The organism is Phormidium sp. FACHB-592 (genome assembly GCF_014695795.1).
Lineage (GTDB): Bacteria > Cyanobacteriota > Cyanobacteriia > Leptolyngbyales > Leptolyngbyaceae > Stenomitos.
This window is the reverse complement of record NZ_JACJOZ010000086.1, coordinates 155,231-179,936: the sequence shown is the minus strand read 5'-3', so window position 1 is coordinate 179,936 and position 24,706 is coordinate 155,231. Positions and strand designations below refer to the sequence as shown.

The window sequence follows — 24,706 nt, the reverse complement described above, 5'->3', positions numbered from 1 at the left end:
GTAAAAGGCTTTGCAGGCTAGAAGCTTTCGACCTGCGGGGCGATGTCATTTAGTCCATAGTCTAAAGCGGCACTTCTGAAGTTCAGTAGCTGGAGCATATACAAAAAGTCTCTAGCAGAGCAGAGCCGTTGCTTTCATCTGCCAGAGACTCTGAAATCAAAAACTTGTGCGTAGCGTCTTAATAGCGACGACCACCGCCACCGCCGCCACCGCCGCCACCGCCACGGTTGTTACCACCCCAACCGCCAGAGGAACCACGCTCTTCACGGGGCTTCGCTTTATTAACTTTCAAGTCGCGACCCATCCATTCAGCGCCATCAAGGGCTTCGATGGCAGCCGCTTCTTCTTCTTCGGTGCCCATTTCTACAAAGGCAAATCCACGCAGACGACCTGTTTCGCGATCGGTGGGAAGCTGAACTCGATTAACAGTACCGTACTCTTCAAAGGCTTGCTTAAGGTCGTCCTGAGTAACCTGGTACGAAAGGTTACCAACATAAATTGACATGGATTGTCTCCAAATTTCAGTGTGTGTGAGAGTTACATTCGGAGAAACGCTTGTCAATGAACAAAAACGAATTACACGACCGAAGATAATCCTGTAGGGCAACTATAGCATAGCGATCCAAGTCGTGTGGCGTCAGCGTCTGCGACTGATTGTAAGAACGGCAGCACTAGTGCAGCAACATCAGAGGCGTACTCCTTATGCAAACCTAAAGAGTCAGGAAGATGCTAGCTTTGGACGTTGGCAAGCGAGGCTATAGACTCCATTTCAGCTTAGAAGCTGGTGGCGACTGTTCACCAATTACTACTAGCAGCGGCACTGTTAAGCTTTGAAACGGCTTAAGAAAGTCTTCGCGTTTAGCGGCTGGATCTAAGCCTTCAGTGACAAAGGCGATTGAGGCAAACCGAGCACACGGTTGCTGGGTTATCTAATATTTCTGCTCGATAAAGGTGAGTGTCAGTATGACGGCATTAGTGTAAACGTGCCGACGATACATGAAGTTCAGAAACTCACGTTTCGTAAACGATTGAAAACTCTTGCCCCTGATAATGCCATTGATAGGTTTGAACAGAACCGCCAATATGAGCAGGAATCGTAGTGGAAAGGTCGATCGTTGCAGAAGCCATAGGCGTTAGGAGTTAATGATAGTGGTTAGTCGAAAGAGAGAAGCTTGTTGTGGGGAAGTGAGAAGCAGCTGACTGCTGCCCCTAGCTCCCTCGATAGGTACTGTACGACCAGGGCGAAGCCAACAGTGGCACATGATAGTGAGCCGTCGTATCGGCAATACCGAATTGAAGCGGCACCTCGTTTAAGAATGGTGGCTGGGGCAAGTCTTGAAGATGTTGAGCAAAGTACTCTCCGACGCCGAAGACCAGTTCATAGACACCCGCTTGCAGTGCGCCATCGGTTAGCAGAGGGCTATCAGTTCGTCCATCCACATTAGTGATTACAGTTTTAAGTAAGGTTTTCTCACCCGATGGTTCGATCGACCAAAGGGCGATCGTCAACCCTGCCGCCGGACAGCCACGAGCGGTATCAAGAACATGCGTTGTGAGTTTGCCAGTCATGAGAGGTGAGGGGAGAGGAGTGAGGAGAGTAAGGGGCGAAGCAGGGAAGCGTTTGATTGCTTTAGCCTTTTAGCTGCTGACTACTGACCGCTGGTAGCTAAGCGCTAATTTTCTTGTTTTGTTGCTTTCGATACGTAGCGGCTGAAACGGTGTGATTTTATGAGTAAATCATGGCTATACCGTGAGTTATTCAATTCAGGCTATCAGCGTGTCTCTTAAAGCGTTTCGTAGTGCGTTTCTTGACTTTATTGATGATCCATTCTATGCGTCTGAGGCAGACAGCGTTCGTTACTTTTCAGATGGGTTGCTGGTCTTAGAAGACGGCAAAGTTAAAGCATTAGGGACTTACGAAGATCTGCATGAGATTTATGCGGATGTTTCTGTGACGACTTATCCCGATCGGCTGATTCTGCCGGGGTTTATTGATACGCACATTCACTTTCCGCAAACGGAAATGATTGCTGCTTTTGGAGAGCAACTGCTGACCTGGTTAAGCAAGTACACTTTTCCTACTGAAGGCAAGTTTAAAGACAAAGCCTATGCTCAGGAAATTGCGTCTTTTTTCTTAGATGAATTGCTGAAGCATGGCACCACAACGGCTCTGGTCTTTGCTGCGGTTTATCCCCAGTCAGTGGATGCGTTTTTTGAGGAAGCGAGTCGTCGGCACCTACGCATGATTGCAGGCAAGGTGTTGATGGATCGAAATGCACCCGATTTTTTGACCGATACGCCCGAAACTGCCTATGCAGAAAGCAAGCAATTGATTGAGAAATGGCACAAGCACGATCGCCTTTTGTATGCCATTACACCTCGCTTTGCCGTAACCTCCAGCGATGAGCAACTGCGGCTAGCGGGTAAGCTATTGGCAGAGTTTCCTGATGTTTATATGCATACGCACCTTTCGGAAACTGTGAAGGAAGTGGCGTTGGTGGCATCACTGTTTCCTGAGAGTGATGGCTATCTGGATGTATACGATCGCGCTGGGCTTGTTGGCTCTAAATCGGTCTTTGCTCACGGTATCCACCTGACGGAAGCAGAGTTTCAGCGTTTGTCAGAGGCACAAGCGGCGATCGCATTTTGCCCAACGTCTAACCTTTTCTTAGGGAGTGGGCTGTTTAACCTTACTAAGGCGAAGTCGGCAGACACTCCGATTAAGGTCGGCTTGGGAACAGATGTTGGCGGCGGTACGAGCTTTTCGATGCTGGAGACAGCCAGTGAAGCGTACAAAGTCACGCAACTGCGGGGGGAAAATCTCTCTTCTTTTCAGGCATTGTTTTTGGCAACATTGGGGGGTGCAAGGGCGCTGTCGTTGGAAGACACGTTGGGCAATTTTGAGCCAGGTAAAGAAGCTGATTTCATAGTGCTTGACCCCAGAGCCACACCCCTGATGGCACGACGTAATGCGACGGCAAGCGCGACTTCCCTCGCTGAACTGGCTGATCAAGCCTTCGCCACAATCATTTTAGGGGACGATCGCGCGGTTCATGCCACTTACGTCATGGGCGAACTAGCTTATAAGAACAAGGCATATGAGCCGGTTGCAGCTTAACAGAGGAAGAGAGAATGGTTAATGATCCAGTTGTGATCAACGATTGGCATCCCGTGGCGCGATCGGAGGATGTACAGAAAGGCGCACTGTTGCCCGTCCATTTGCTAGAAGAAGATCTGGTGCTATGGCGATCGAGTGACCAACTCCACGCCTGTCGAGATTTGTGTGCCCATCGTGGAACACGACTTTCCAGCGGACGGGTGACAGATGGTACATTGATCTGCCCCTATCATGGCTGGGCATATAACGGTGAAGGGCAATGTGTCCACATCCCAGCACACCCTGGGCAGACGATTCCCAAACGCGCTCAGGTGAAGACTTACCACGTGCAAGAGCGCTATAACTTGATTTGGGTGGCGCTGGGTGAACCAAAACAGGACGTGCCCTCTTTCCCAGAATGGGATGATCCCACCTACCGTAAACTGCTGTGTGGACCCTATGGTGCCTTTGATCTGTGCGGCTTACGAGCGATCGAAAACTTTCTCGATGTGGCTCACTTTCCTTTCATCCACGAGGGCATTTTGGGTGATGCTGCCTATCCAGCGATCGAGGATTATGGCACGACGATCGAGCCGGATGGTGTGCTTTCTAAGGGTGTAAGCGTTTATCAACCCGATCCCTATGGCACAGGTCAAGGCGATGTTGTTGCCTATACCTATCGTGCGCTCCGACCCTTCACGGCATATCTAGCGAAAGAGTCAGAGGGTACTCGTTTTTCGATTCTCTTCTGCGTCACACCGCATACTGCCCTTAAAAGTACGCTCTGGATGTGGATGGCGCTCAATTATGACTACGAAACGCCTGCGGCTGACTTGATTGCATGGCAAGAAAAAATTCTGAACCAGGACATTCCGATCATTCAGGCGCAACGACCCCAACTGCTGCCGCTTTACGCCCAAACCGATTTGCTGCTGAATAGCGATCGCACTCTGATTGTTTACCGCAAATGGTTACAGGAGATGGGCTTACGCTTTGGCACCGTTAGCGCGTGAACGCTCGACATTTGGCACTAGAGATAGACTAGAGATCAAGGCTAAAGAGCCATTACCGAGGCTGAGATACAAAAGGATGAGGGATGAAGAGAAACCTTGTTTAAAGGAAGTTTCAAGGTTGATGTCTGTCCTACTCTTCGACTGCTATACCTTTCTTGCTAGGTGCTTTTCTCAGTCAGCCTGGAGTCTCTGTCCTGTAAACTTTTCTATGCAGTCAGTATCAATCCCAACCGCAGAAGTGACAGAGCGAGAGTAACCTAAGCGATCGACGTTAACCTGCGCCTTTACACATACATTCTTGTCGCTCTGTAGAGTCTTTGAACTATGCTTGAATCCTACCGCCAACATATTGTCGATCGCGCGGCTCAAGGTGTGCCTCCCTTGCCCTTGAGTGCTGCACAAATGTCTGAATTGGGCGAATTGCTGAAGCAGCCACCTGTAGGAGAAGCAGAATTCTTGCTATCGCTGTTGCGCGATCGCGTACCGCCCGGTGTTGATCAGGCAGCATATGTAAAAGCAGGCTTTTTGACCGCGATCGCCAAAGGTGAAACAACCAGCCCGCTTGTGTCTCCGAAAGAAGCCGTTGAACTGCTAGGCACCATGATGGGCGGCTACAACGTTCATTCGTTGATCGAGTTGCTACAGGTGCCCGATGCAGATATTGCGGCAACAGCGACCAAAGCGCTGAGCAAAATTTTGCTAGTCTACGATGCGTTCCATGACGTACAAGAATTGGCGGCAAATGGTAACACCTACGCCAAGCAAGTGCTCGACTCCTGGGCAAACGCCGAGTGGTTCACCAGCCGACTAGAGCTGGCAGCCGCAATCACCGTGACAGTTTTCAAAGTACCGGGCGAAACCAACACAGATGATCTCTCGCCTGCACCACACGCCACTACACGCCCAGATATTCCCCTCCATGCCCAGGTAATGCTGGAGACGCGGCAACCAGGAAGTCTAGAGACGATCGCTGCCCTGAAACAAAAGGGGCATCCCGTGGCTTATGTCGGGGATGTGGTCGGCACAGGCTCTTCTCGCAAATCTGCCATCAACTCCGTCCTGTGGCATATCGGTGATGACATTCCCTTCGTACCGAACAAACGCACGGGTGGTTACATTTTGGGCGGCAAAATCGCGCCGATCTTTTTCAATACGGCTGAGGATTCTGGCGCGTTGCCGATCGAGTGCGATGTTACCCAACTAGAAACGGGCGATGTGATTACAATCTATCCCTACAAAGGCGAAATCACGAATGAGGCAGGGGCGATCGTGTCCACCTTCACGCTCAAGCCCGACACCATTTTGGATGAAGTCCGGGCTGGGGGTCGCATTCCTCTCCTCATCGGTCGCACCTTGACCGACAAGATCCGTGCCGACATGGGTTTAGAGCACAGTCCCCTCTTCCGTCGTCCAACGCTGCCTGCTGATACAGGTAAAGGTTTCACGCTGGCACAAAAGATGGTCGGCAAAGCATCTGGGCTTCCGGGTGTGCGTCCCGGCACTGCTTGCGAACCCGTCATGACTACTGTTGGTTCCCAAGATACGACAGGTCCTATGACTCGCGATGAGCTGAAAGAGCTTGCCTGTCTTGGCTTCAGCGCCGATTTAGTCATGCAGAGCTTTTGTCACACTGCCGCTTATCCCAAGCCCGTTGATATCAAAACCCACAAAGACCTACCCGACTTCATGCACGAACGCGGTGGTGTAGCACTGCGTCCAGGCGACGGCATTATCCACTCCTGGCTGAACCGGATGCTGTTGCCTGACACGGTAGGTACAGGCGGCGATTCCCACACACGTTTCCCGTTAGGCATCTCTTTCCCGGCGGGTTCTGGTTTAGTTGCCTTTGCCGCTGCCCTTGGTGCCATGCCGCTGGATATGCCTGAATCTGTCTTGGTGCGCTTTAAAGGAACGCTGCAACCGGGCGTGACGCTGCGCGATATTGTCAACGCCATTCCTTACGCTGCTATGCAACGGGGATTGTTGACGGTTTCTAAGGAGAACAAGCAGAACGTCTTCTCCGGTCGCATTATGGAGATGGAAGGATTGCCCGATCTAAAGCTAGAGCAAGCCTTTGAACTCACGGATGCAACGGCAGAACGCTCCTGCGCTGGCTCGACGATTAAGCTGAGTACCGATACTGTGGCGGAGTATTTGCGTTCTAACGTAGCCCTCCTGAAAAACATGGTGGCACGAGGCTATGGCGATGCGCGTACGATTCTACGTCGTGTTGCCAAGATGGAGCAGTGGTTAGCTAACCCAAGCCTGATGTCTGCTGATCCTGATGCGGAGTACGCCGAAGTCATTGAAGTTGATCTAGATCAGGTGACCGAACCGATCGTCGCGGCTCCTAACGACCCTGATAACGTGAAGCTGATGTCTGAATGTGCAGGCGATCCCGTTCATGAGGTCTTCATTGGCTCCTGCATGACCAACATTGGGCATTACCGCGCCGCTGCCAAAATTCTGGATGGCGCCGGTCCCGTAAAAGTGCGCCTCTGGATCTGTCCCCCGACCCGCATGGACGAAAAACAACTGCGCGAAGAAGGCATGTATGGCATCTTTGCCGCTGCCGGAGCCAGAACCGAAATGCCAGGGTGCTCGCTCTGCATGGGTAATCAAGCACGGGTGGCAGATGGTACGACGGTCTTCTCGACCTCGACACGCAACTTCAACAATCGTATGGGTAAGGGTGCTCAGGTCTACCTTGGCTCGGCAGAACTGGCAGCCGTCTGTGCGTTGTTGGGCAAGATTCCCACGGTGGAAGAATATATGGCGATCGTCACTAAAAAGATTGATCCCTTTGCCGCAGAACTCTACCGTTATCTCAACTTCGACCAGATTGCCAACTTTGAAGATGAAGGGCGCGTGATTCCGCTTGACGAGATGCCCCGCATCGAAGACATTCTGGGAATGCCAACAGCCGCCACACGCTAAAGCAAAATAAAGCCGGAACGTGGCTCTGAAAGAAGGTCGCTTCACCAACCATGCGTTAGGACAGTGCCTTAAGCGCCGTCTAGATCACTCAGGGGTTTGTGAAGCGATTCAAACTATAGCAAAAGGATGAGGGATGAAAAGAAGTCCTTGCTCAAAGGACGTTTCAAGGTTGATGCCTGTCCTAACGTTCTCTTCGACTGCCAGGTAGCGATCCCATCTGGGTTGTGAGCAAGGATTTCAGTGGAATTCTTGCTCACAGAGCCTCTCAATCTCACAACTAATTTGGGACCGCTCTATAGCAAAGGTATACTTGAAGGCGATCGCAAAGGAGAATAACGAGTGGTTTTACCCGTTGCTGGTAGCAAATAAAGCAGTGCGGTGATGGGGTGCCGTTAGATAACTCAGATCGGGACCGCTTGGTATAATGGCACCGGGATTAAGCGGAAATAAGTTGCCGTAATAGTCTCGCTTCACCGTTTCCAGGTCACACGTACTAGCGACACCGGGCAGTTGGTACAACTCTTGCAGGTAGGCTCCCAAGTACTGATAATCCTGAATACGGCGGCGATTGCACTTAAAGAGTCCGTAATAAACCAAATCGAAGCGGTAAAGCGTGGTGAAAAGCCGTACATCTGTCAGGGTCAAGCTGCTGCCGCATAAATACTGCTGAGTTTTCAAAACCGTGTCAATTTCGTCGAGTTCGGTAAACAGCTCGTTGCAAGCCGCATCATACGCCTCTTGCGTTTGTGCAAAGCCACAACGGTAAACTCCATTGTTTACGGCATGGTAAATTTTCTCATTCCACTGATCAATAGTTGCCTTGAGCTGCTCTGGATATAAGTCGAGGTCAGGCTGCTGAGCGAAGGCATTAAACTCAGCATTGAGGATAACAATGATGTCAGCGCTTTCATTATTGACGATCGTCTGTGTCTCGTCATCCCAGAGCACAGGCACGGTAGATCGCCCAGAGTAACCGGGTGCAGCTTTGCGGTACAGATCAGCCAGAGTCCGGCAGTCTGCTTCCGGGTCATCTAGTACCCAGCCGCCTGCTTCGGGCGACGGTGAAACGATAGTGATGGGTATAGCGGCTTCCAACCCCTTGAGTGCGCGAACTACCAGTGTGCGATGTGCCCAAGGACAACCCCAGCCAACATAGAGACGGTACCGCTGTACTGCGGGTGGGTACGGCGCTCCAGGCTCACTGCTGATGCTGCCTCTAAAGGTACTGGCTGGACGAGTATAGGCTCCTGAGGCATCACGTGGTGCTAAGCGAGACATCATCAAGTGCCAGAGTGTCGTCCAGACGAAGCGACCCAACCGAATGATGAGCGCTGAGGGTAAGGCAGTCTTCTGTTTGGCTGGTGCAGTCATACAAGGGGGTGGGTCGGTTTCCACCTCTAATCTACCAACCGTTACCTTGTTAGTGGTCTGATGGAGTGGTGCCGAAACCCTGACTATGCCCCTCGTCAAGACCGAACACTGCTTTAAGAACCACCTGCAAGAAAATTGGCGGCGCGGCAGAACGCACTATAAACGTTGCGTAATCTCCTGGTTCACCTGAGTAGGCGATCGTCGTGGAACCGCCCCCATCCCATTTAAAGTTCTTCTCAGCGTATTGAAATTAAAGCCCATCATCGGTGGCACAATTCGCTTGGTCTACCGCTGCTCCTGCTTCATCACATTGTTTGAATGTTTACTTTGTCATCATTCAATTGCTGCTAAGTAGAAGGGCTAAATTAAGCACTACTTGGAGACCGGGTTTTAACTGCGCTCAACCCGCCGACATAGCGTTTTATCGCCATCATCGCCTCGAAGTTTCGATCAAAGACGTAGCAACAACACCACTGGGCGTTGAGCAAGATGCTCGTCAATAGAAAGTGTCGCCCTTTGAAGAAAGTTAGAGAAGCTATTTAGATCGAGGTTAGAGAAATTATGCTTCTTAACCCTGACATTCTTGGGGCATAACCGACTGTCCCTGGAATTGCTTGATCGTGCCAGGATTACTCAAGGGTGATTTTGGCAATGACGAAGCACCATCTCGTTCGTTACTGACGTGCTGTAAATTTGTGAGTACTCTTGCACAAATTCTCGATCGAGCCATTGGCAGCCTTAGGATAAATGTCATGAAAGAAACTGAGTTTACAGCTATTTTTGAATCCTTAACGGCTCGCCAGCGCAAAGTGATTCAGCACTTTTTAGCAGAAGAGAGTGATGAGGCGATCGCGGCGGTACTTTATGTTGAACCCTCAACGGTACGGCGACATTTAGCGAATATTTGCAAGGAGTTTGGTTTCAGTAACACTGCAGGAGAACACTATTCCTACCGCGATGAGTTGCGAAACTTATTTCTGCACTTTCGTCCTGAAATGATGAAGCCTCTAATTGTAAGTAGGCAATCACAACCACTGCTTGACTTAGAATTTCCGGGTAGCCCAATGGCGATCGATTCTCCCTTTTACATTGCTCGATCGCCGATTGAAGAACGCTGTGCTAAAGAGATTAGAAAACCTGGTGCACTTCTTCGCATTCGTGCCCCTCGACGGATGGGCAAAACGTCTCTACTGCACCAGGTTATGGCAACGGGAACTCAACTGGGTTATCGATCATTGCGGTTAGACTTACGGCAAGCAGAGCCAACTTGCCTGCAAGATCTGGACAGCTTTTTGCGATGGTTTTGCCTGAATCTCAGCCTTAAATTAGGGATCTCTCCTCAGCTCGAAGAGTACTGGGATCGCGATCGTTTCGGTAGCTTAGTTAGTTGCACAACCTATGTGCAGGGATATTTATTAGAGCAACTAGAGCAAGGCTTGCTCTTGGGGTTGGATGAAGTGGATTGGCTGTTTGAATTTCCGGCGATCGCCCACGGCTTTTTTGCCCTCTTACGAAGCTGGCACGAAGAGGCGAGCAACCTGGAAATCTGGCAGCGTCTACGTTTGGTTGTCGTCCATGCAACGGAAGTCTACATTCCACTGAATCTCCATCAATCTCCGTTTAATGTTGGGTTGCCCATTCGCTTGCCAGAGTTCACCCCTGAACAAATGCAGCAATTAGTACAAGCCTATGGGCTGTCCTGGTCAACGGCTAAAACGACCAAGTTAACTGCTTTAGTTGGTGGGCATCCTTATCTGTTGCAACTGGCTCTCTACCACTTGCAGACTGGCGAACTGACTCTGGATGAACTGCTGCAAACTGCCCCAACTCAGGCTGGCATTTACAGCAGCGATCTCCGGCGGCACTGGCAAGTTTTACAAACCTATCCAGAGTTAATGACCGCATTGCAAACTGTAATTCAAGCTGGATCTGCTGCTTTAGATCCGTTACAGGCTTACAAACTCGAAAGTATGGGATTGGTGCAGTTACAAGCTAATCAAGCCAGGGCTAGTTGTGAATTATATCGACAATATTTTGGTGAACGCAGCTCATGAACGTACATCTAGCAGAGTATGAATATCAGGTTGGCGGTAGTTTGCGGGTTGGTGCGCCCAGTTATGTCACTCGTCAGGCAGACCAGGATCTTTATGAAGCGTTGAAAGCCAGACAATTTTGCTATGTGCTGAACAGTCGGCAAATGGGCAAATCGAGCTTGCGGGTGCAAACGATGCATCGCCTGAAAGCCGAAGGCGTTACTTGCATCGCGATCGATATGACCCGCATTGGTAGCGAACACATCACACCGCAGCAATGGTATGAGCAAGTGATTTCAGAGCTTTGGCGGGGCGCGAACTTAATTGGAAAAGTCAACTTAAAAGCCTGGTTTGGGGAAGAGGGCGATCGTAGTTCAATTCAATTATTGATTCGTTTTATTGAAGAAGTGCTGCTAGTACAGTTGCCAGGTTCAATTGTCATCTTTATTGATGAAATTGATAGTATTTTAGGGTTGAATTTTTCAGTTAACGATTTCTTTGCCCTCATCCGAGCTTGTTATAACTACCGGGTTGATAATCCAGCGTATCAACGCTTAACCTTTTGTTTATTTGGAGTAGCATCCCCGTCTGACCTGATGACAGACAAAACCCGAACTCCCTTCAACATTGGGCAAGCAATCACCCTTAATGGTTTTCGGTTTGAAGAAGCGCAGGGGTTAGCCGCAGGCTTGGCGGAACACGTCACCGAGCCACAAGTAGCGCTTCAAGAGATTTTGAGCTGGACAGGAGGACAGCCCTTCCTAACTCAGAAAATCTGTCGATCGCTCGCGGAGTCAACCAGTTCATCTGCCCAGCAGTGTGTGAATGACTTTATCAAAAACTGGACATCACAGGATGAGCCAGAACACTTACGCACCATCCGCGATCGACTTTTGCGAGATCAAAAACTTGCCAGTGGTCTACTGGGCTTGTATCAACAAATTTTGCTGCATGGTGAGATTCCCATCGATGACAGCAAAGAACAACAGGAATTACGTTTGTCAGGATTAGTCGTCAAACAAGACGCAACGTTAAAAGTTTACAACCCAATCTACGCTGCTGTATTCAATCAAACCTGGGTGGAAACCATGTTAAACAACTTAAGACCTTATGCCGAAGCACTGAACGCCTGGATTACTTCAAATAAAGCAGATAGCTCTCGTTTGTTACGGGGACAAGCTTTAGAAGAGGCGTTGCAGTGGTCAGTTGGGCGCAATTTGAGCTATCAGGATTCTGAGTTTCTTAGAGCAAGCCAAACGGCTGAAAATCAGGATGCCAAACAAGCGAATCAAATTCTTACTCAAGCCAATCACAAAGCCAAATGGATGATCCGTGGTGGTGCAGGGCTTTTAGGCATTGCAGTACTCTCCGCTGGGGCGATCGGGCTATGGTCAAACAAATCGATCAGTACCGCTAAAACCCTGACTCAATTAGAAAAAACAAGCAGCGATGCGTTGAAGCAGTTTGAATTTGACCAGCAAGAAGCTCTTCTAAATGCCTTGAGAGCAACAGGTCAATTAAAACAACTCACCCAACCGGAAGAAAAGTACCCAACGTCTAGCCCGGTCGTTGCCCTCCAAACCATTCTCGATAACATTCAGGTGAAGAAAATACCGCCTTCTTGGAATACAAGAATTCAGTTAACGGCTCAGGGTGTTCGCTTTATTGCTTCAGAACACCACAAGGCTAGTGTATGGGATTTGCAAGGAAACCAAATTGCATCTCTTCATCGACACTCAGCTAACATTTCATCAGTAAGACTTAGCCCCGATGAACAATTTGTTGCAACAGAACCTTTGGCAGGTTGTACCATCCATCTCTGGAATGTTCAAGGTCAGCAGCTAGCAACCTTGAAAGGACAGGGGAACATCCTTACCAGCAATTTTAGCCCGAATAGCCAATTTCTCCTAGCGACTGAGATGAACCGGGCATGTGATGATTCAGTTAGTTCGAGCAGTCGTACAGGAAGGTTGTATAGTCTCCAGGGTCGTCAGCTAGCCGTATTCAAGGAACTTCCAGTTACTGATAAGGCCGCACAGTTTAATCCTCAAAGCGATCGTATTCTTACTCTAGAAGACACTGCCAAACCAGGTCACCCAATGATGCGGCTTTGGGACCTGCAAGGGAAGCAACGAGTTGCCTTTCAAGGAAAACTCAATACTTCGGTCGTAAGTGCAACATTCAGCCTAGATGGTCAGCTAATCGCCAGTGTTGAGAAGGATTTTGAAGGTCAGAGCGCTATTAGCTTGTGGAATGTGCAAGGTCAACAATTGGCAACATTCAAAACCCAACAGCACCTACCTGAGGTGATTCGATTTAGCTCAAATGGTCAATTGATCGCAACGGGTGGATATGATGGTACTATCCAATTGCGAAACCGTCAGGGAAAGTTAATCCGAACCTTCAAGGGTTATCCAGGAAGTGTAGCAGCGATTCAATTCAGCCCAAATAATCAACGAATTGCCACTGTTGGTGAGACTGAGGCAAGAGCAACTGGTCAGGCAACTGGATATATATGGGATCTTCAGGGCAATCGCTTAGATTCGTTTGACAGTTCAGGTGATAACCCACATGATAACCTTCACTTTAGCCCAGATGGCTCTCGTATCTTAACAACAGCTCGCTTGAAGTATTTTCAGAATCCTCATCGTAAAACACTGGGAGCCAATCGAGGCAAAATCCAGGTTTTACGAGTGAGTTCTAAGGGCGATCGCATCATGGCTTACGTGGAATCTGAAGGGACAATTCGGGTTTGGAACAATCAGGGCAAGGAACTGGCAACCATCAAAGTTGGTGAATTGCCGAGGTTTGAATCAGGATACGCAATGCAATTTAATGCCGATGGCGATCGTATTCTCACTTTTAAGGTGCCTAAGAATCCCAAGCAGGAGAAGCACGGGGTACGTGTTTGGAACTTGCAGGGGCAACAGGTCGCCTTCCTTGAAGGATCTTGGTGGAATGGAGACTTAACCCCTCCAAGGCAATACTATGCTTCAGTCGTGGATCAAATGTCAGGGGTGCGAGTGTGGGATTTGCAAGGAAATGTAGTTACCACCATCAAAGGGAAGACTGATCCCAGCCGCCAGCTGCTTATAAATCGAGTTCGGTTAAGCCCTAGTGGTAATTACGTTTTGATGACCAGCAATGTTGGTGGTAGCACTTTATGGACATTAAAAGGGCAACAACTTGCTGAGATTGAGGAGTTAAAATTTCAGAAGATATTCTTCAGCAATGATGAACAACGCTTAATTGCCTTACAACAGTACGATAGCATCGCACGACAATGGAATCTTCAAGGAAAACCATTAAAACCCATTAAAGTAACATTCGAATCCGAGGAAGATGGTTATTACGAAGTACCATTAAAGCCCTCCACTGTGTTCAATGCGAAAGCTGATTTATTTGTAACAGCTAACGATCGCGTTTTCCTATGGAACTTGCAGCGTGGACAAATTGTTGAGTTAGATGCTCGAACAAAAATTTCCCCCTTTAATGATCCGGATCAGCAAGTTCAAATGAGCGATCGGGGCAATCGCATTGCAACCTTAGGGCAAGACAATAAAGTCCGAGTGTGGGACAACAAGGGCAATCAACTGGCTGAACATGAAGGCTACAAAATGGCGTTGAGTGCCGATGGAAAACAGATTGTTGTAGTTTCGCAAGCCGACAATATTCCCAGAGTTTGGCAAGTCAGCGATGTGGATGGGCTGCTGAAACGGGGTTGTGACTGGTTACGGCTTGCGATTGCGTTGGATCATGATGCAGGCGATCGACGCTTGTGTGACATTGACAAATAGAGTGGTACCAAACTCCAAAAGCTGCAACCTGAAACCACAGTAACCTGATGAGTTGCGGTTATTAATTAGGGAACGAATTTAACTGCCAGTTCACCTATGCTGAGGCTGCTAAACAGACCGAAGTGAAGCTCGTGATCTGAGTTGGTAGTGGCTCCGAGTAAAACTTTCAAGCAAAGGTTTTACTCGGAGTTCTTCACCTCTAGACGACAGTTTTCACCCGTATGAGTGGTTTAACAAGCCGCTTACTGAAATAACGTAGTCTTGTTTGAAGCTAAAGATAGGCTTTCGTTTCATCCTTTGCAATCCGGTTGACTTTATGCAAAAACGCTATTGGTATTTGCAATGGGGCGCATCGCTCTATCTGGTTCGTTCCTGTACGATCGCGCACCTACCGTTTCTGAGAGTACCTGTCTTTGACTCTAAAGAAGAAGCGTTAGACTATCGCGCTTGGCTTTCTATGTCATAGGCTGTGACAAATCGCTTACTGATCAAGCGACAACGTTAGCGAACATTGCCAACGCTGCTCGTTGTCATCTCACATCAACGACGATCGCAGCTAAAATTCCCATACAGCAGTGCTTCGAGTTGTCTTGATTAGTAATGATCGTTTTGCGATCGCTTTTTCATCACAGGGCTAGAAGTGATCATCCTGCCCATCGCTACCGTCACTGTATCAGCGCTGTCTGCGATTAATGGCTGACGTTAGAACGTGGCAAACCACTGCCGCAACTCCGGCAAATAACGTGCTGTGAGGATACCACCGACAAATCCAAACAGATGCCCTTGCCAGGAAATGCCACGTCTTCGTGACGGCAGGATGCCCCAGATAAGTGGACCGTAGAGCAAAGCAACCACGACTGAAATAACGGCAGAGAAAAGCTCTTGCTCAAAGTAGCTCCGAGAGAGCAAAAAGCCGAAATAGCCAAAGATGATGCTGCTAGCACCAATGTGCATGGTGCGGGGTGCTGCAAAGAGCCAAACACCTGCACCACTGACCAACCAGATCACAGCCGTCGCGATCGTGAATTCGGTGACTCCACGCAGTAAGGTCAGCCAACCGAGTACAGCGAAAGGTAATGTATTTGCCATCAAATGCTGCCAGGTACCATGCAGCAATGGCGCAAACAAAATGCCCCGCAGTCCAATTTGAGTCCGGGGCGCAATGCCGAAACGATCCAAGCGTCGCCGCAACAACACCTGGTCAACAAACTCTAACGCCCACATAAGCGTGAGCAAGCCACCGATGATTTTGGCTTGGGTAGCAACATCACTAGCAGACAGGGAAAATGGCATCGATCGCAGACATCACGTTCTATAGTAGTTTAAGCGACCAACTACGCTTTAGCTTGAGTAACTCAAGCAGCATAAACGAGCAACTGAGACACTACAACCGATCGTGCCGTTGACGTGTAGTGCCTGTAGGAGCAGAATCATTTGAAGCTAGTGTGCTCTAAAGTGAGCTTTAACGTACGGGCATTGGCAGCACACCTTATGAGCCATTTTGTCTATCTTGTGCAATGCGCTGATGGCACACTCTACACAGGGTATGCCAAAGACGTGCAACAACGAGTAGCAGTGCATAACACTAGCAAGGGTGCTCGCTACACGCGCAGCCGTTTACCTGTTGTCCTGCTTGCCTCCTGGTACTTTCCCACAAAATCAGCCGCACTCAAAAGGGAGTATCAGATTAAGCAACTCAACCGGCAACAAAAACTGGAGTTAAGCAAAAGCTCAGTACCTTTTAACATTGTTGCAGAGCAGCAGTAGGGCATTGGTCGTTAGATTGACCCTCTGTGCTGCCAAAGGCAATCACGTCGGTTGAAATCCACGACCCGCATCCAGCGCAATTGCACCGTAGCTACCCGCCAAAATGAGACTAGCATCTACCCTTCAAATTATCCGTTGAACATTCCATCACCTATAGCAGTCGAAGAAAACGTTAGGACAGACATCAACCTTGAAACATCCTTTAAGCAAGGGCTTCAATTCATCCCTTATCCTTCATCCTTTTGCTATAGGCTGCGCTCTGAAACTCATTATGGTTTGGTTCCGCTAGGTAATGGGAAAGGGGTTGCACTACTGGTGCGATAGCGAACGATGTACAAACCGTGACCCAATATGATCAAAAGTTGCGCTCATAGCCTCTTAGGAAGTTATGCCATCGCTCTAGCGAAATTGGGTTGATGGAACGATCGAAAGTGGGAGCATTATTGTTTGCCAACCTCATGTCCCAATACCAGCTTCCAGAAGCTAGAAACCCCCTCCCGTGGAAAGAACCGAGGCAGCGTAGCAAGAACAGGATTAATCAGATTGCCAGGAATCACGATCGACTCTCGTTTTTCAAATGCTTTGAGGGCATCTTGTGCAACAGTCTCGATCGAGGTATCAAATTTTGTAGCTACATTAACTAGAAACGGCGGAAAGCCTGCTTCTTTGAGGAATTTAGCGCCAACTGGTCCTGGACAAACGGCTAGCACATGCACTCCATAGCTGCGATTCTCCGCCCACAAAGCTTCGCTAAAGCTAAGGATAAATGCTTTTGTTGCCGCGTAAAGCGAGAAATAGGGCATCGATTGAAACCCTGCTACCGAAGAAAGATTAATTACCCCTCCAGTTCGACGCTGTCGCATCCCAGGTAAGAAGCGATGGGTCAGATCCACAAGCGTCGCGATATTAACCTGCACCGTTTTAAGTTGAAAGTCTCGATCGCTTTCGGCAAAATCACCATAATCTCCAATGCCAGCATTATTCACCAACAAATCAATTGAGCGTCCAAGGTGCTGCACAGTCTGAAAGATTTTTTCTGTAGCGTCTGGTGCAGTCAAATCCTGCACGATTATATCTACTTGGATGTGATGTTGCTGACTAAGTAAATTAGCAAGTTCTTGTAACTTGTCCTCGGAACGAGCAACCAGCACAAGATCAGTTTGACGCGCTGCTAATTGTTGGGCGAAGGCGGCACCGATGCCAGCAGACGCTCCGGTAATCAAGGCTGTTGTCATATAAGTTTACATTTCACTTTACTAAACAGATTGAATGACATTTCTCATTTCTGCATCACTCCAAAGAACTATTACAGCGGCGCTTAAAGGGTAGTAATCCAGTAGCCGTGTTCCACTACTTGGTTGCAGCGGACAAACGTGTTGGAGTGCCTACTATCTTCAAACACCATGTTGAAACGATGGAACAGAGGCATCAGTTGACAAACCTCCTGAAAAAGAGACTCACTGCAATGCTCACGAATGAGTTCTATAATTTCGCGATTTGTCGTTTTTGTGAGGAAGAAGTGATGTCATTTAGTGCCGCAAGTTTAATGCCATCTTTGGTGCTGCCAAATTGGTTAGTCAGTAAGGGACACTTGTTGGAAACTAAATGCCCTGGCAAGATATCAATACCAGCTCTGTGTGTAAGGATTTTCCCTTTCCCAACTTGCCTCCCGTGTACTGTTAGCAAGGGCGGTATGAAGTTGTTTATCTGCAATCTGGCAGTAGAATTAGATACCCTGGGCATTAGCTTAACAACGTGGTACCAGGGGCGATCGCAACATCCATCAATACGAAACTACAAAAGATCTTGATAGCTGAGTGGTTGCTTTGGAACGACCAGGAGCAGTAGTAAAAGATGAAGGATGAGAGCTGGAGTGCTGGTTATTTGGTTAGTTAAAGAGTAGCTGTATGCTGGCAGAAAATACCTTGGTGAAAGAGGCTTACGCAGCCCTTGAAAACGCAATCCTCTATTATCGGGGGCAGCCCGTTGGCACTGTTGCTGCTCGTGATCCTGAAGCAGTGGCACTCAATTATGATCAATGCTTTGTCCGAGATTTTGTTTCCTCAGGTTTGTTTTTTCTGATGCAGGGTAAGCCAGAGATTGTACGCAATTTTCTGGTGGAGGTGCTGAGGCTGCAAAGCCGTGAACCGCAGCTAGAATGCTTTCAACCAGGGCAGGGGCTATTTCCTGCCAGCTTTAAAGTTGTTGAGCGAGAGGGCGAAGAATATCTAACGGCTGACTTTGGCGAGCAGGCGATCGCACAGGTTGCTCCGATCGATTCCTGCTTCTGGTGGTTGATTCTGCTACGGGCTTACGTCAAAGCAACGGGCGATCTGAAGCTGGCTCACAGACCTGATTTCCAACATGGAATTCATTTGATTTTGCAGCTTTGTTTGGAAGCTCGCTTTGATATGTTCCCCACGCTCTTGGTGCCTGATGGCTCGTTTATGATCGATCGACGCATGGGAGTCTACGGTTATCCACTGGAAATTCAAGCGCTATTTTATGCGGCTCTACGGGCAGCACGAGAACTTTTGCTACCCAGTGGTTCTGGCAGCACCTACCTTCAAGCAATCGAGACCCGTTTAAGCCACTTGACCTACCACGTGCGGAAATATTACTGGCTTGACCTCAAACGCCTGAATGAAATTTACCGCTATAAGGGTGATGAATTCGGTGCACTGGCAGTGAATCGCTTTAATGTCTACTCAGACACCATCCCCCCCTGGTCAATTGAGTGGCTTATGGGAAAAGGCGGCTACTTGGCTGGAAACCTGGGACCGGGACAAATTGATTTTCGCTTTTTTGGACTGGGGAATTTGATGGCAATCATCGCTTCGTTAGCAACGGCATCACAAGCTCAGGCAATCATGGCGTTGCTGGAACAGCGCTGGCAGGAGTTAGTGGGCTATATGCCGATGAAAATTTGCTTCCCAGCCGTTGAGGGGCAAGACTGGCGCACCATTACTGGCTCTGACCCGAAGAATATTCCCTGGTCTTACCACAACGGTGGCAACTGGCCCGTTTTGCTCTGGCTTTTAACCGCCGCCGCTTTGAAAACTGGAAAGGTAGAACTCGTACACAAAGCCCTAGCAATTGCTGAACAACGCTTATTGGATGATCAATGGCCTGAATATTACGACGATAGAAATGGCAGACTGATTGGCAAAGAAGCCAGAAAATACCAAACCTGGACGATCGCAGCTTTTCTAGTCACTAAAGCTCTGTTAGCCAATCCAGAATACATAGCGCTCATTAGTTTCGATGAAGAATCTTTTAATGAAGAATCTAATGCAACGGCTTGTACTGTTTGAGCTTAATGCTCCATAGTCTAATTAGAGACGATCCCACAACGTCATTGGGGACATCGATCGCTCTTCTTCAGTCCAAGTCTCCCGCCGTGGCTTGAGATGTTCCATGCTTGAGGTGAGCGATCGCAGTTAAAGCTACTTTAATCACTTAATATCCCGTTCACTTATGGTTAGTAAGCTTTCAGAATAGTGTGCAACGGGATTGCTAGCTTGCCGTAATAATCCTTATGAGATCGGCTCTCACTTCACAGTAGTTACCTTAGCCACGCCCTTCAATATATCCTTTGATGAGTTGGGTAATAGCTAAGATCTCAAGCATCAAGTAAGTAAAAGCATTAGCTAGCAAAAATGATTGCTTCACTTTTCCTTGCTCAACTGCTTTGAATCTAGAACGACCGACAAATGATTCCAGCACAACAGAAAATAAAAACATCGGAATCAGTGTGACGATAACTTCTAAGGGCAGGAACGGAAAAGAACCCGGTTGCACTGGCACAGTTGATCCAAAAATTATAGTGCCAACGAATGCCCCAATCGGTAATACAACAAGCAACCCTCCAACAATTGTTGATAAAACATTTGTACTAAGAGCAACTAAAATTGCTTTCTTAATAGTAGTTTTAAGTAGTTTTTTGTGAACAAAAGCTTCGATCGCAATAACCGGAATCAGTAGGAGAATTTGATAGAATATGCTCTGAGAAAACAGTGGAATACCCGCATTGGCAAGATAGAGAGAGTGGTTTCCTAAATAGAAGGAAGATGCAGAAAATAGCATAAAAACTTACAGGAATTTGCGTTTCTTAAAGCATGAATAGATGCAGACTAATGGCTGAGAGCATCAACAAAGTGTCTCTAAAGCAATACCGAAACGCTTCGATATTGCCCGATCCAATAATTTGTTATGTCCCTTCTGATTTAGCTGTAAGTTTAGTCTGGCGGCAAACTTATCTTGCCGTTGTTATAATTGTTCCACAAATCAAATCCCATTTTGAATCTTTGTTTCGATGTATCCAGATATGCCTTGACTTCAGACTGCAACAACTTTTTCATCAAAGGCTGCTTTGACAAATTTAACAGTTCCTTTAATTCATCTTCCGAAAAATCGGCTTGTAGTCTTGCGGCATAGGCTTCTTTGTAGTGTTTCCACCCAATTTCCCGCGCAAACATCTTCCTAAATCTTGCGTAAAGCTCAAAATCGTCACCCTTACCAATCAAAATGCCCATCAAATGGTCAAAATGCATATCGTATCTTCTTGAAATTCCTATTGCTGGCAGCACCTCGCTTGCTAATTTATACTTAGAGGTCTCTCCGGCAGATATTGGAGATTGATCTTTACTTAAAGGCAGTTGTTGAGAATTTGCTACATATACCGTGAAGAGGGTAAAGCAGACAACCAGCAACAATGCTAGAAACTTTGAAAGTTGCAACTTTACTTTAAACATTAAAATTTAAGTATCTCAACTTTGATGTACATCGCGCCAAAAATCCAATCTAAATTGCGGCTGAGTTTCCCTGCTATCTAACTTTTCTATAGTGATAAAAATATATCAACTCTATGCTTTTATGCAAAGCTACCGCCCTTCTATTTTCCGAATCTAAGCAAAAAGAGACTCCTTGCTTTAGCTGTGATCGCGCTGTGAGCATCCGTAGGTATAAACGATCATTTATTTACAGATATGACTTGAGCATTCCGCAGCGAGAAACTGACGTAAAGGGCGATCGACCCAAGCCTGAAGCAGGAGGATTAGTAGTACTGGCTGAAGTGGTAGGGACAATAGCCTGCTGACACTACCCAGTAGTCATCAACTGGTTAGCCGCTTATACTTTTCGAGGTATGCTCTTTGCCCAAACGCCTGCACGCTTATAATGCCCTACAACCTTTTAAGCCAGATTAAGCGTCAACGAGTGAGTGATGGCGCTGTCGTACCCATTTTGGAGCCGTGCGAAGCAACTGCTCGGCAGCTAGTGTTGATCTGGCCCCAGCTAGGAGATTTTGATAGTCTCGAATATGCCTGGTGGCTGCAACGGGAACGCGGACGGCTCCAAGCCCAGGATATCAGCATCCGAGCCGTTGGCATTGGCGATCGCGCGGCTGGACAACAATTTTGCGCCTATACGGGGTTCCCCTCTGACCGTTTATTTGTCGATCCAACGGCAGAACTGCATCAAAGCTTAAACCTGTATCCCGGACTTGCTTTAAAACTGCCCGCTTTATCGACGACTCAGACTGCCTGGTTAAATCTGGTGCTGATGTGCGCTGGCATTGGTAGCCCCGGCACGCTGGCTGAAGTTTTACGAGGGTATCGGGGCGATCGCCGTGCACCGCAACTCATTGGAGATGATGAAGTTGTCCAGGCAACCCCGCTGCCACCTATCAAGGGTGAGTTCTTTCAGTGGGCAGGTGGCAAAGGTTTTCAACGTCCGTTTGAACTAGCAACCCTACGACTACGCAACATGGCAGAAGTGTTGAGCCACTGGAAAACCTATGTTCCTGATGCTGCCTATCTCACTCAACGGGGCGCGACCTTTCTGTTTGATGCTCAGGGAAATCTACTCTACGAACACCGCGATCCAGGTATTCTTGGTTTCGCAGCCGATAAGAGTTACCCCTTGTCCTTTCTCAAGTGAGTCCGCTGCCCTTTCGGTTTTATATCGCGATCAGTAGTGCTTCTGAACAACGACAAACTTTTATCAACCCTGTCGCTTTATGGACGGTAAGCCGCTGCATCTTTAGGCGACCTTTGGCTTTTAGCCCTCAGTTTTTTGCAAGACTTCTGCTCTTTTGTATCCTATTAGCCTGTTTCATAGCAGCGACTCGCCCATAATCATCACAACCTTCACTCGAACAAGGCTATGACTCGATTACGCCCCCCTCTATCAGTCATCCTGCCCGCTTCCATTGTTGCAGTTACGCTTCTCTTTGGTTCCTCCATCGCTACTCAAGCGTGTCCGCTAGCTGACGGCAAGGCGGGTCTGAGCCAGATGTTGCGCCAACCAGATGTTAGCGACCGCTCTGCTAGCGCAAGTCTGCCAGAGACCTCGAATCGGCAACCGCTTGATTACGTCGATGTGGTAGGTTTGAGCGGCATCATGGGGTTATTTGCGATCGCTCTTTCCTTTAAGGTGCGGCGTTCCCACGCTATCGAACCTACTGAAGCTGAGTTTCTCAATCGGTTCCCTCAGATTGAGCATCCAGAACTCGCGTTGACTTCAGTGCCTCAAGAAGCGTTACCGTCTCATATTGATCGAGAGCTTGTTTCGGTGCGTTAGCGATCGGGCAAAGGCGTGCAGTACGTCTCCTTAAGTTGTTCATGTGTTTCTCCTTGGTTGTGTGCGGAAATGACCCTTTGACAGCAATGTCAGGGGTCTTTTTATTTGAGGCGCAGAGGGGCGAGGTTTTGCTGTGAGCAGTCAGCCGAACAGTGTAGGGTGTAAGAAGCAATGCTGGATGAAAGAGGGCTGAGGAATGAAGCGATTGGTTACGCCTAGACGACTGGCAATGCCACTGGTTTGCCTGATAGTGCTGTTTGTCAGTAGTCAGAGTGGAGAAGCCTTTCCCTATCCCGATCGTGCCAAAAAAGGGATGGTAGTTTCTGCACACCCATTAGCAAGTGAAGCGGGTCTCACTATGCTGCAAAAAGGTGGAAATGCGATCGATGCAGCAGTGGCAACGACTCTAGCGATTTCCGTCGTGGAGCCAGCCTCAGCCGGTATAGGTGGCGGCGGTTTTTTGCTGCTGCGGTTGGGCGCTACAGGCGAAGTGAAGGCGCTCGATTTTCGCGAGCGGGCACCACTGGCAGCCACTCGTACACTGTATCTGGATGCTCAAGGAAAAGTACGCCCCAATGCAAGCACCGATGGCTATCTAGCGGTTGGTGTACCAGGTACGATCGCCGGACTTTATGAGGTGCAGAGCCGCTATGGCAAGCTACCCTGGAAGGCTGTGGTGGCTCCGGCTACACAATTGGCAGCGAAAGGCTTTCCAGTAAGTTGGCGCTTGGCAGCGGCGATCGCCCAGCAAAAAACACTTCAGCAAAATCCTGCTGCTCGCCAGATTTTTACTCGGAATGGTGTGCCGTTGCAAGCAGGCGATCGTCTGGTGCAAGCAGATTTAGCACAAACGCTGACTCAAGTAGCGGCTGATCCTCAAAATTTTTACACAGGAAAACTGGCAGAGACAATCGCCCGTGACATGGCTACGAATAAGGGTTTAATCACACTGGCTGATTTGAAGCGCTACCGCCCCCTTTGGCGCGATCCGGTCTGCGGCAACTTTCGAGCGACGCGTGTTTGCTCAATGCCGCCGCCATCTTCGGGTGGTGTGCATCTGCTGCAAATCCTTAACCTTTTAGGTGATACCGATCTTAAGGCGATGGGGTGGCACAGTCCTGATGCACTGCATTTATTGGTGGAAGCCATGCGGATTGCCTATGCCGATCGTGCGGTGCATCTAGGCGACCCTGATTTTGTAAAGGTGCCCGTTGCAGCCTTGATCAACCCTGCCTATGCCAAACAGCGACGTCAAGAAATCAATCTGCAACGAGCCAGACCGTCTAGTCAGGTACAAGCAGCTAACCCAGAAACCCTCAAGCGGCTGGGCAAAGAATCTAACGACACCAGTCATCTTAGCGTGGTGGATAGCACAGGTAATGCCGTGAGTCTCACCTTCACGGTCAACCTTGGCTTTGGTTCTGGCGTTGTAGTGCCAGGTACAGGGCTCATTCTCAACAACGAAATGGATGATTTTGCGATCGCTCCTGGTGTGCCCAATGCCTTTGGTCTGGTCGGCGGCGAAGCCAATGCGATCGCCCCAGGCAAAACACCACTGTCTAGCATGACACCTACGATCGTCACTGAAAATGATCAACTTCGCTTAGTAGTGGGCGCTCCTGGTGGCAGCACCATCATTACTACCGTCCTGCAAATCGTGCTGAATGTGTTGGTCTATGACATGGATGCTAGACGTGCGATAGCGGCTCCGCGCCTGCATCATCAGTGGTTACCCGATCAGCTCCGGGTCGAACGCAACGGTCTTGACCGCCTCACCTTGGACAATCTTCGTCAGCGGGGGCATACCATTGCAGAAGGTAACACGTGGGGCAATGCTCAGGCAATCATCCGTTCTTCTGATGGCACCCTTGAAGGGGCAGCCGACCCACGGGGCGAGGGTGCAGCGTATGGTTTCTAATTAATCAACGACCCGCAAAAGACCTCGACGCAAACGATCGAAGACTTCATTCAGCAAGGCTTGTTCATCACGGCTCAACTTTGCCAATGAAACCAGCAACCGTTGATCAACGCGAGTAATACAGCGAGAGGTCAGAATACGGGTCACAACATCTTGAAGGGAGGGAGACAACACTTGGGCTTCCATGTTTT

General features: G+C 48.7%; 20 protein-coding genes. 12 read left to right on the top strand and 8 right to left on the bottom strand.

The window, feature by feature from the left end:
* Positions 1 to 178 precede the first annotated feature (178 nt).
* On the bottom strand, positions 179 to 505 hold the full coding sequence (locus tag H6F86_RS24705; protein WP_190452276.1) for an RNA-binding protein: 327 nt from the start codon (positions 503 to 505) through the stop codon (positions 179 to 181).
* Between the two features lie 704 nt (positions 506 to 1,209).
* The gene (uraH, locus tag H6F86_RS24700; protein ID WP_190452274.1) at positions 1,210 to 1,569 is read right to left on the bottom strand and encodes a hydroxyisourate hydrolase; all 360 of its coding nucleotides are present in this window, start codon (positions 1,567 to 1,569) and stop codon (positions 1,210 to 1,212) included.
* A gap of 208 nt (positions 1,570 to 1,777) precedes the next feature.
* On the opposite strand from uraH, the gene guaD reads away from it, so the two are divergent.
* The 3 genes from guaD to acnB all read left to right on the top strand — a co-directional run bounded on the left by guaD (position 1,778) and on the right by acnB (position 7,047).
* Positions 1,778 to 3,118: a guanine deaminase gene (guaD, locus tag H6F86_RS24695; RefSeq protein ID WP_190452265.1), complete on the top strand. Its 1,341-nt coding sequence runs from the start codon at positions 1,778 to 1,780 to the stop codon at positions 3,116 to 3,118.
* A 14-nt stretch (positions 3,119 to 3,132) separates the two neighbouring features.
* Positions 3,133 to 4,110 (top strand): aromatic ring-hydroxylating dioxygenase subunit alpha, encoded by a 978-nt coding sequence (locus H6F86_RS24690; protein WP_190452263.1) that lies wholly within the window; start codon positions 3,133 to 3,135, stop codon positions 4,108 to 4,110.
* Between the two features lie 324 nt (positions 4,111 to 4,434).
* A complete protein-coding gene (gene acnB / locus H6F86_RS24685; protein ID WP_190452261.1) occupies positions 4,435 to 7,047 on the top strand; it encodes a bifunctional aconitate hydratase 2/2-methylisocitrate dehydratase in 2,613 nt (870 codons plus the stop codon).
* A 345-nt stretch (positions 7,048 to 7,392) separates the two neighbouring features.
* Here the strand turns inward: acnB and H6F86_RS24680 are convergent, their stop codons facing one another.
* Positions 7,393 to 8,418, bottom strand: coding sequence for a glutathione S-transferase family protein (locus H6F86_RS24680; protein ID WP_190452259.1), 1,026 nt, complete (start codon positions 8,416 to 8,418; stop codon positions 7,393 to 7,395).
* A 266-nt stretch (positions 8,419 to 8,684) separates the two neighbouring features.
* Between H6F86_RS24680 and H6F86_RS24675 the strand changes: the two genes are divergently transcribed.
* The 4 genes from H6F86_RS24675 to H6F86_RS24660 all read left to right on the top strand — a co-directional run bounded on the left by H6F86_RS24675 (position 8,685) and on the right by H6F86_RS24660 (position 14,714).
* Entirely contained in the window at positions 8,685 to 8,921 is a 237-nt protein-coding gene (locus H6F86_RS24675; RefSeq protein ID WP_190452256.1) for a hypothetical protein, read from the top strand.
* A gap of 192 nt (positions 8,922 to 9,113) precedes the next feature.
* A complete protein-coding gene (locus H6F86_RS24670; RefSeq protein ID WP_206756091.1) occupies positions 9,114 to 10,472 on the top strand; it encodes an AAA-like domain-containing protein in 1,359 nt (452 codons plus the stop codon).
* The gene (locus H6F86_RS24665; protein WP_190452253.1) at positions 10,469 to 14,248 is read left to right on the top strand and encodes an AAA-like domain-containing protein; all 3,780 of its coding nucleotides are present in this window, start codon (positions 10,469 to 10,471) and stop codon (positions 14,246 to 14,248) included. The genes H6F86_RS24670 and H6F86_RS24665 overlap by 4 nt, the downstream gene beginning before the upstream one ends.
* Before the next feature lie 316 nt (positions 14,249 to 14,564).
* Positions 14,565 to 14,714 carry a hypothetical protein gene (locus tag H6F86_RS24660; protein ID WP_190452251.1) on the top strand — a complete coding sequence of 50 codons (150 nt, stop codon included), beginning with the start codon at positions 14,565 to 14,567 and terminating at the stop codon, positions 14,712 to 14,714.
* 236 nt (positions 14,715 to 14,950) lie between these two features.
* Here the strand turns inward: H6F86_RS24660 and H6F86_RS24655 are convergent, their stop codons facing one another.
* Positions 14,951 to 15,541, bottom strand: coding sequence for a rhomboid family intramembrane serine protease (locus H6F86_RS24655; RefSeq protein WP_190452248.1), 591 nt, complete (start codon positions 15,539 to 15,541; stop codon positions 14,951 to 14,953).
* A 198-nt stretch (positions 15,542 to 15,739) separates the two neighbouring features.
* Between H6F86_RS24655 and H6F86_RS24650 the strand changes: the two genes are divergently transcribed.
* Positions 15,740 to 16,015: a GIY-YIG nuclease family protein gene (locus H6F86_RS24650; RefSeq protein ID WP_190452243.1), complete on the top strand. Its 276-nt coding sequence runs from the start codon at positions 15,740 to 15,742 to the stop codon at positions 16,013 to 16,015.
* A 440-nt stretch (positions 16,016 to 16,455) separates the two neighbouring features.
* Here H6F86_RS24650 and H6F86_RS24645 read toward each other — a convergent pair whose 3' ends face one another.
* Positions 16,456 to 17,250, bottom strand: coding sequence for an SDR family oxidoreductase (locus H6F86_RS24645; protein ID WP_190452241.1), 795 nt, complete (start codon positions 17,248 to 17,250; stop codon positions 16,456 to 16,458).
* 672 nt (positions 17,251 to 17,922) lie between these two features.
* On the opposite strand from H6F86_RS24645, the gene H6F86_RS24640 reads away from it, so the two are divergent.
* Entirely contained in the window at positions 17,923 to 19,329 is a 1,407-nt protein-coding gene (locus H6F86_RS24640; RefSeq protein WP_190452239.1) for a glycoside hydrolase 100 family protein, read from the top strand.
* 256 nt (positions 19,330 to 19,585) lie between these two features.
* Here the strand turns inward: H6F86_RS24640 and H6F86_RS24635 are convergent, their stop codons facing one another.
* Entirely contained in the window at positions 19,586 to 20,101 is a 516-nt protein-coding gene (locus tag H6F86_RS24635) for a hypothetical protein (protein ID WP_190452236.1), read from the bottom strand.
* 152 nt (positions 20,102 to 20,253) lie between these two features.
* Positions 20,254 to 20,769: a DUF2059 domain-containing protein gene (locus H6F86_RS24630; RefSeq protein WP_190452234.1), complete on the bottom strand. Its 516-nt coding sequence runs from the start codon at positions 20,767 to 20,769 to the stop codon at positions 20,254 to 20,256.
* A 421-nt stretch (positions 20,770 to 21,190) separates the two neighbouring features.
* On the opposite strand from H6F86_RS24630, the gene H6F86_RS24625 reads away from it, so the two are divergent.
* The 3 genes from H6F86_RS24625 (at position 21,191) to ggt (ending at position 24,515) form a co-directional block, all read left to right on the top strand.
* Positions 21,191 to 21,955 carry an AhpC/TSA family protein gene (locus H6F86_RS24625; protein ID WP_190452308.1) on the top strand — a complete coding sequence of 255 codons (765 nt, stop codon included), beginning with the start codon at positions 21,191 to 21,193 and terminating at the stop codon, positions 21,953 to 21,955.
* A gap of 225 nt (positions 21,956 to 22,180) precedes the next feature.
* A complete protein-coding gene (locus H6F86_RS24620; protein ID WP_190452232.1) occupies positions 22,181 to 22,597 on the top strand; it encodes a hypothetical protein in 417 nt (138 codons plus the stop codon).
* A gap of 196 nt (positions 22,598 to 22,793) precedes the next feature.
* Complete coding sequence (gene ggt, locus H6F86_RS24615; protein ID WP_190452230.1) at positions 22,794 to 24,515, top strand: gamma-glutamyltransferase; 1,722 nt, start codon at positions 22,794 to 22,796, stop codon at positions 24,513 to 24,515.
* Here ggt and H6F86_RS24610 read toward each other — a convergent pair whose 3' ends face one another.
* Positions 24,516 to 24,701, bottom strand: coding sequence for a hypothetical protein (locus H6F86_RS24610; RefSeq protein ID WP_190452229.1), 186 nt, complete (start codon positions 24,699 to 24,701; stop codon positions 24,516 to 24,518).
* Positions 24,702 to 24,706 lie beyond the last annotated feature (5 nt).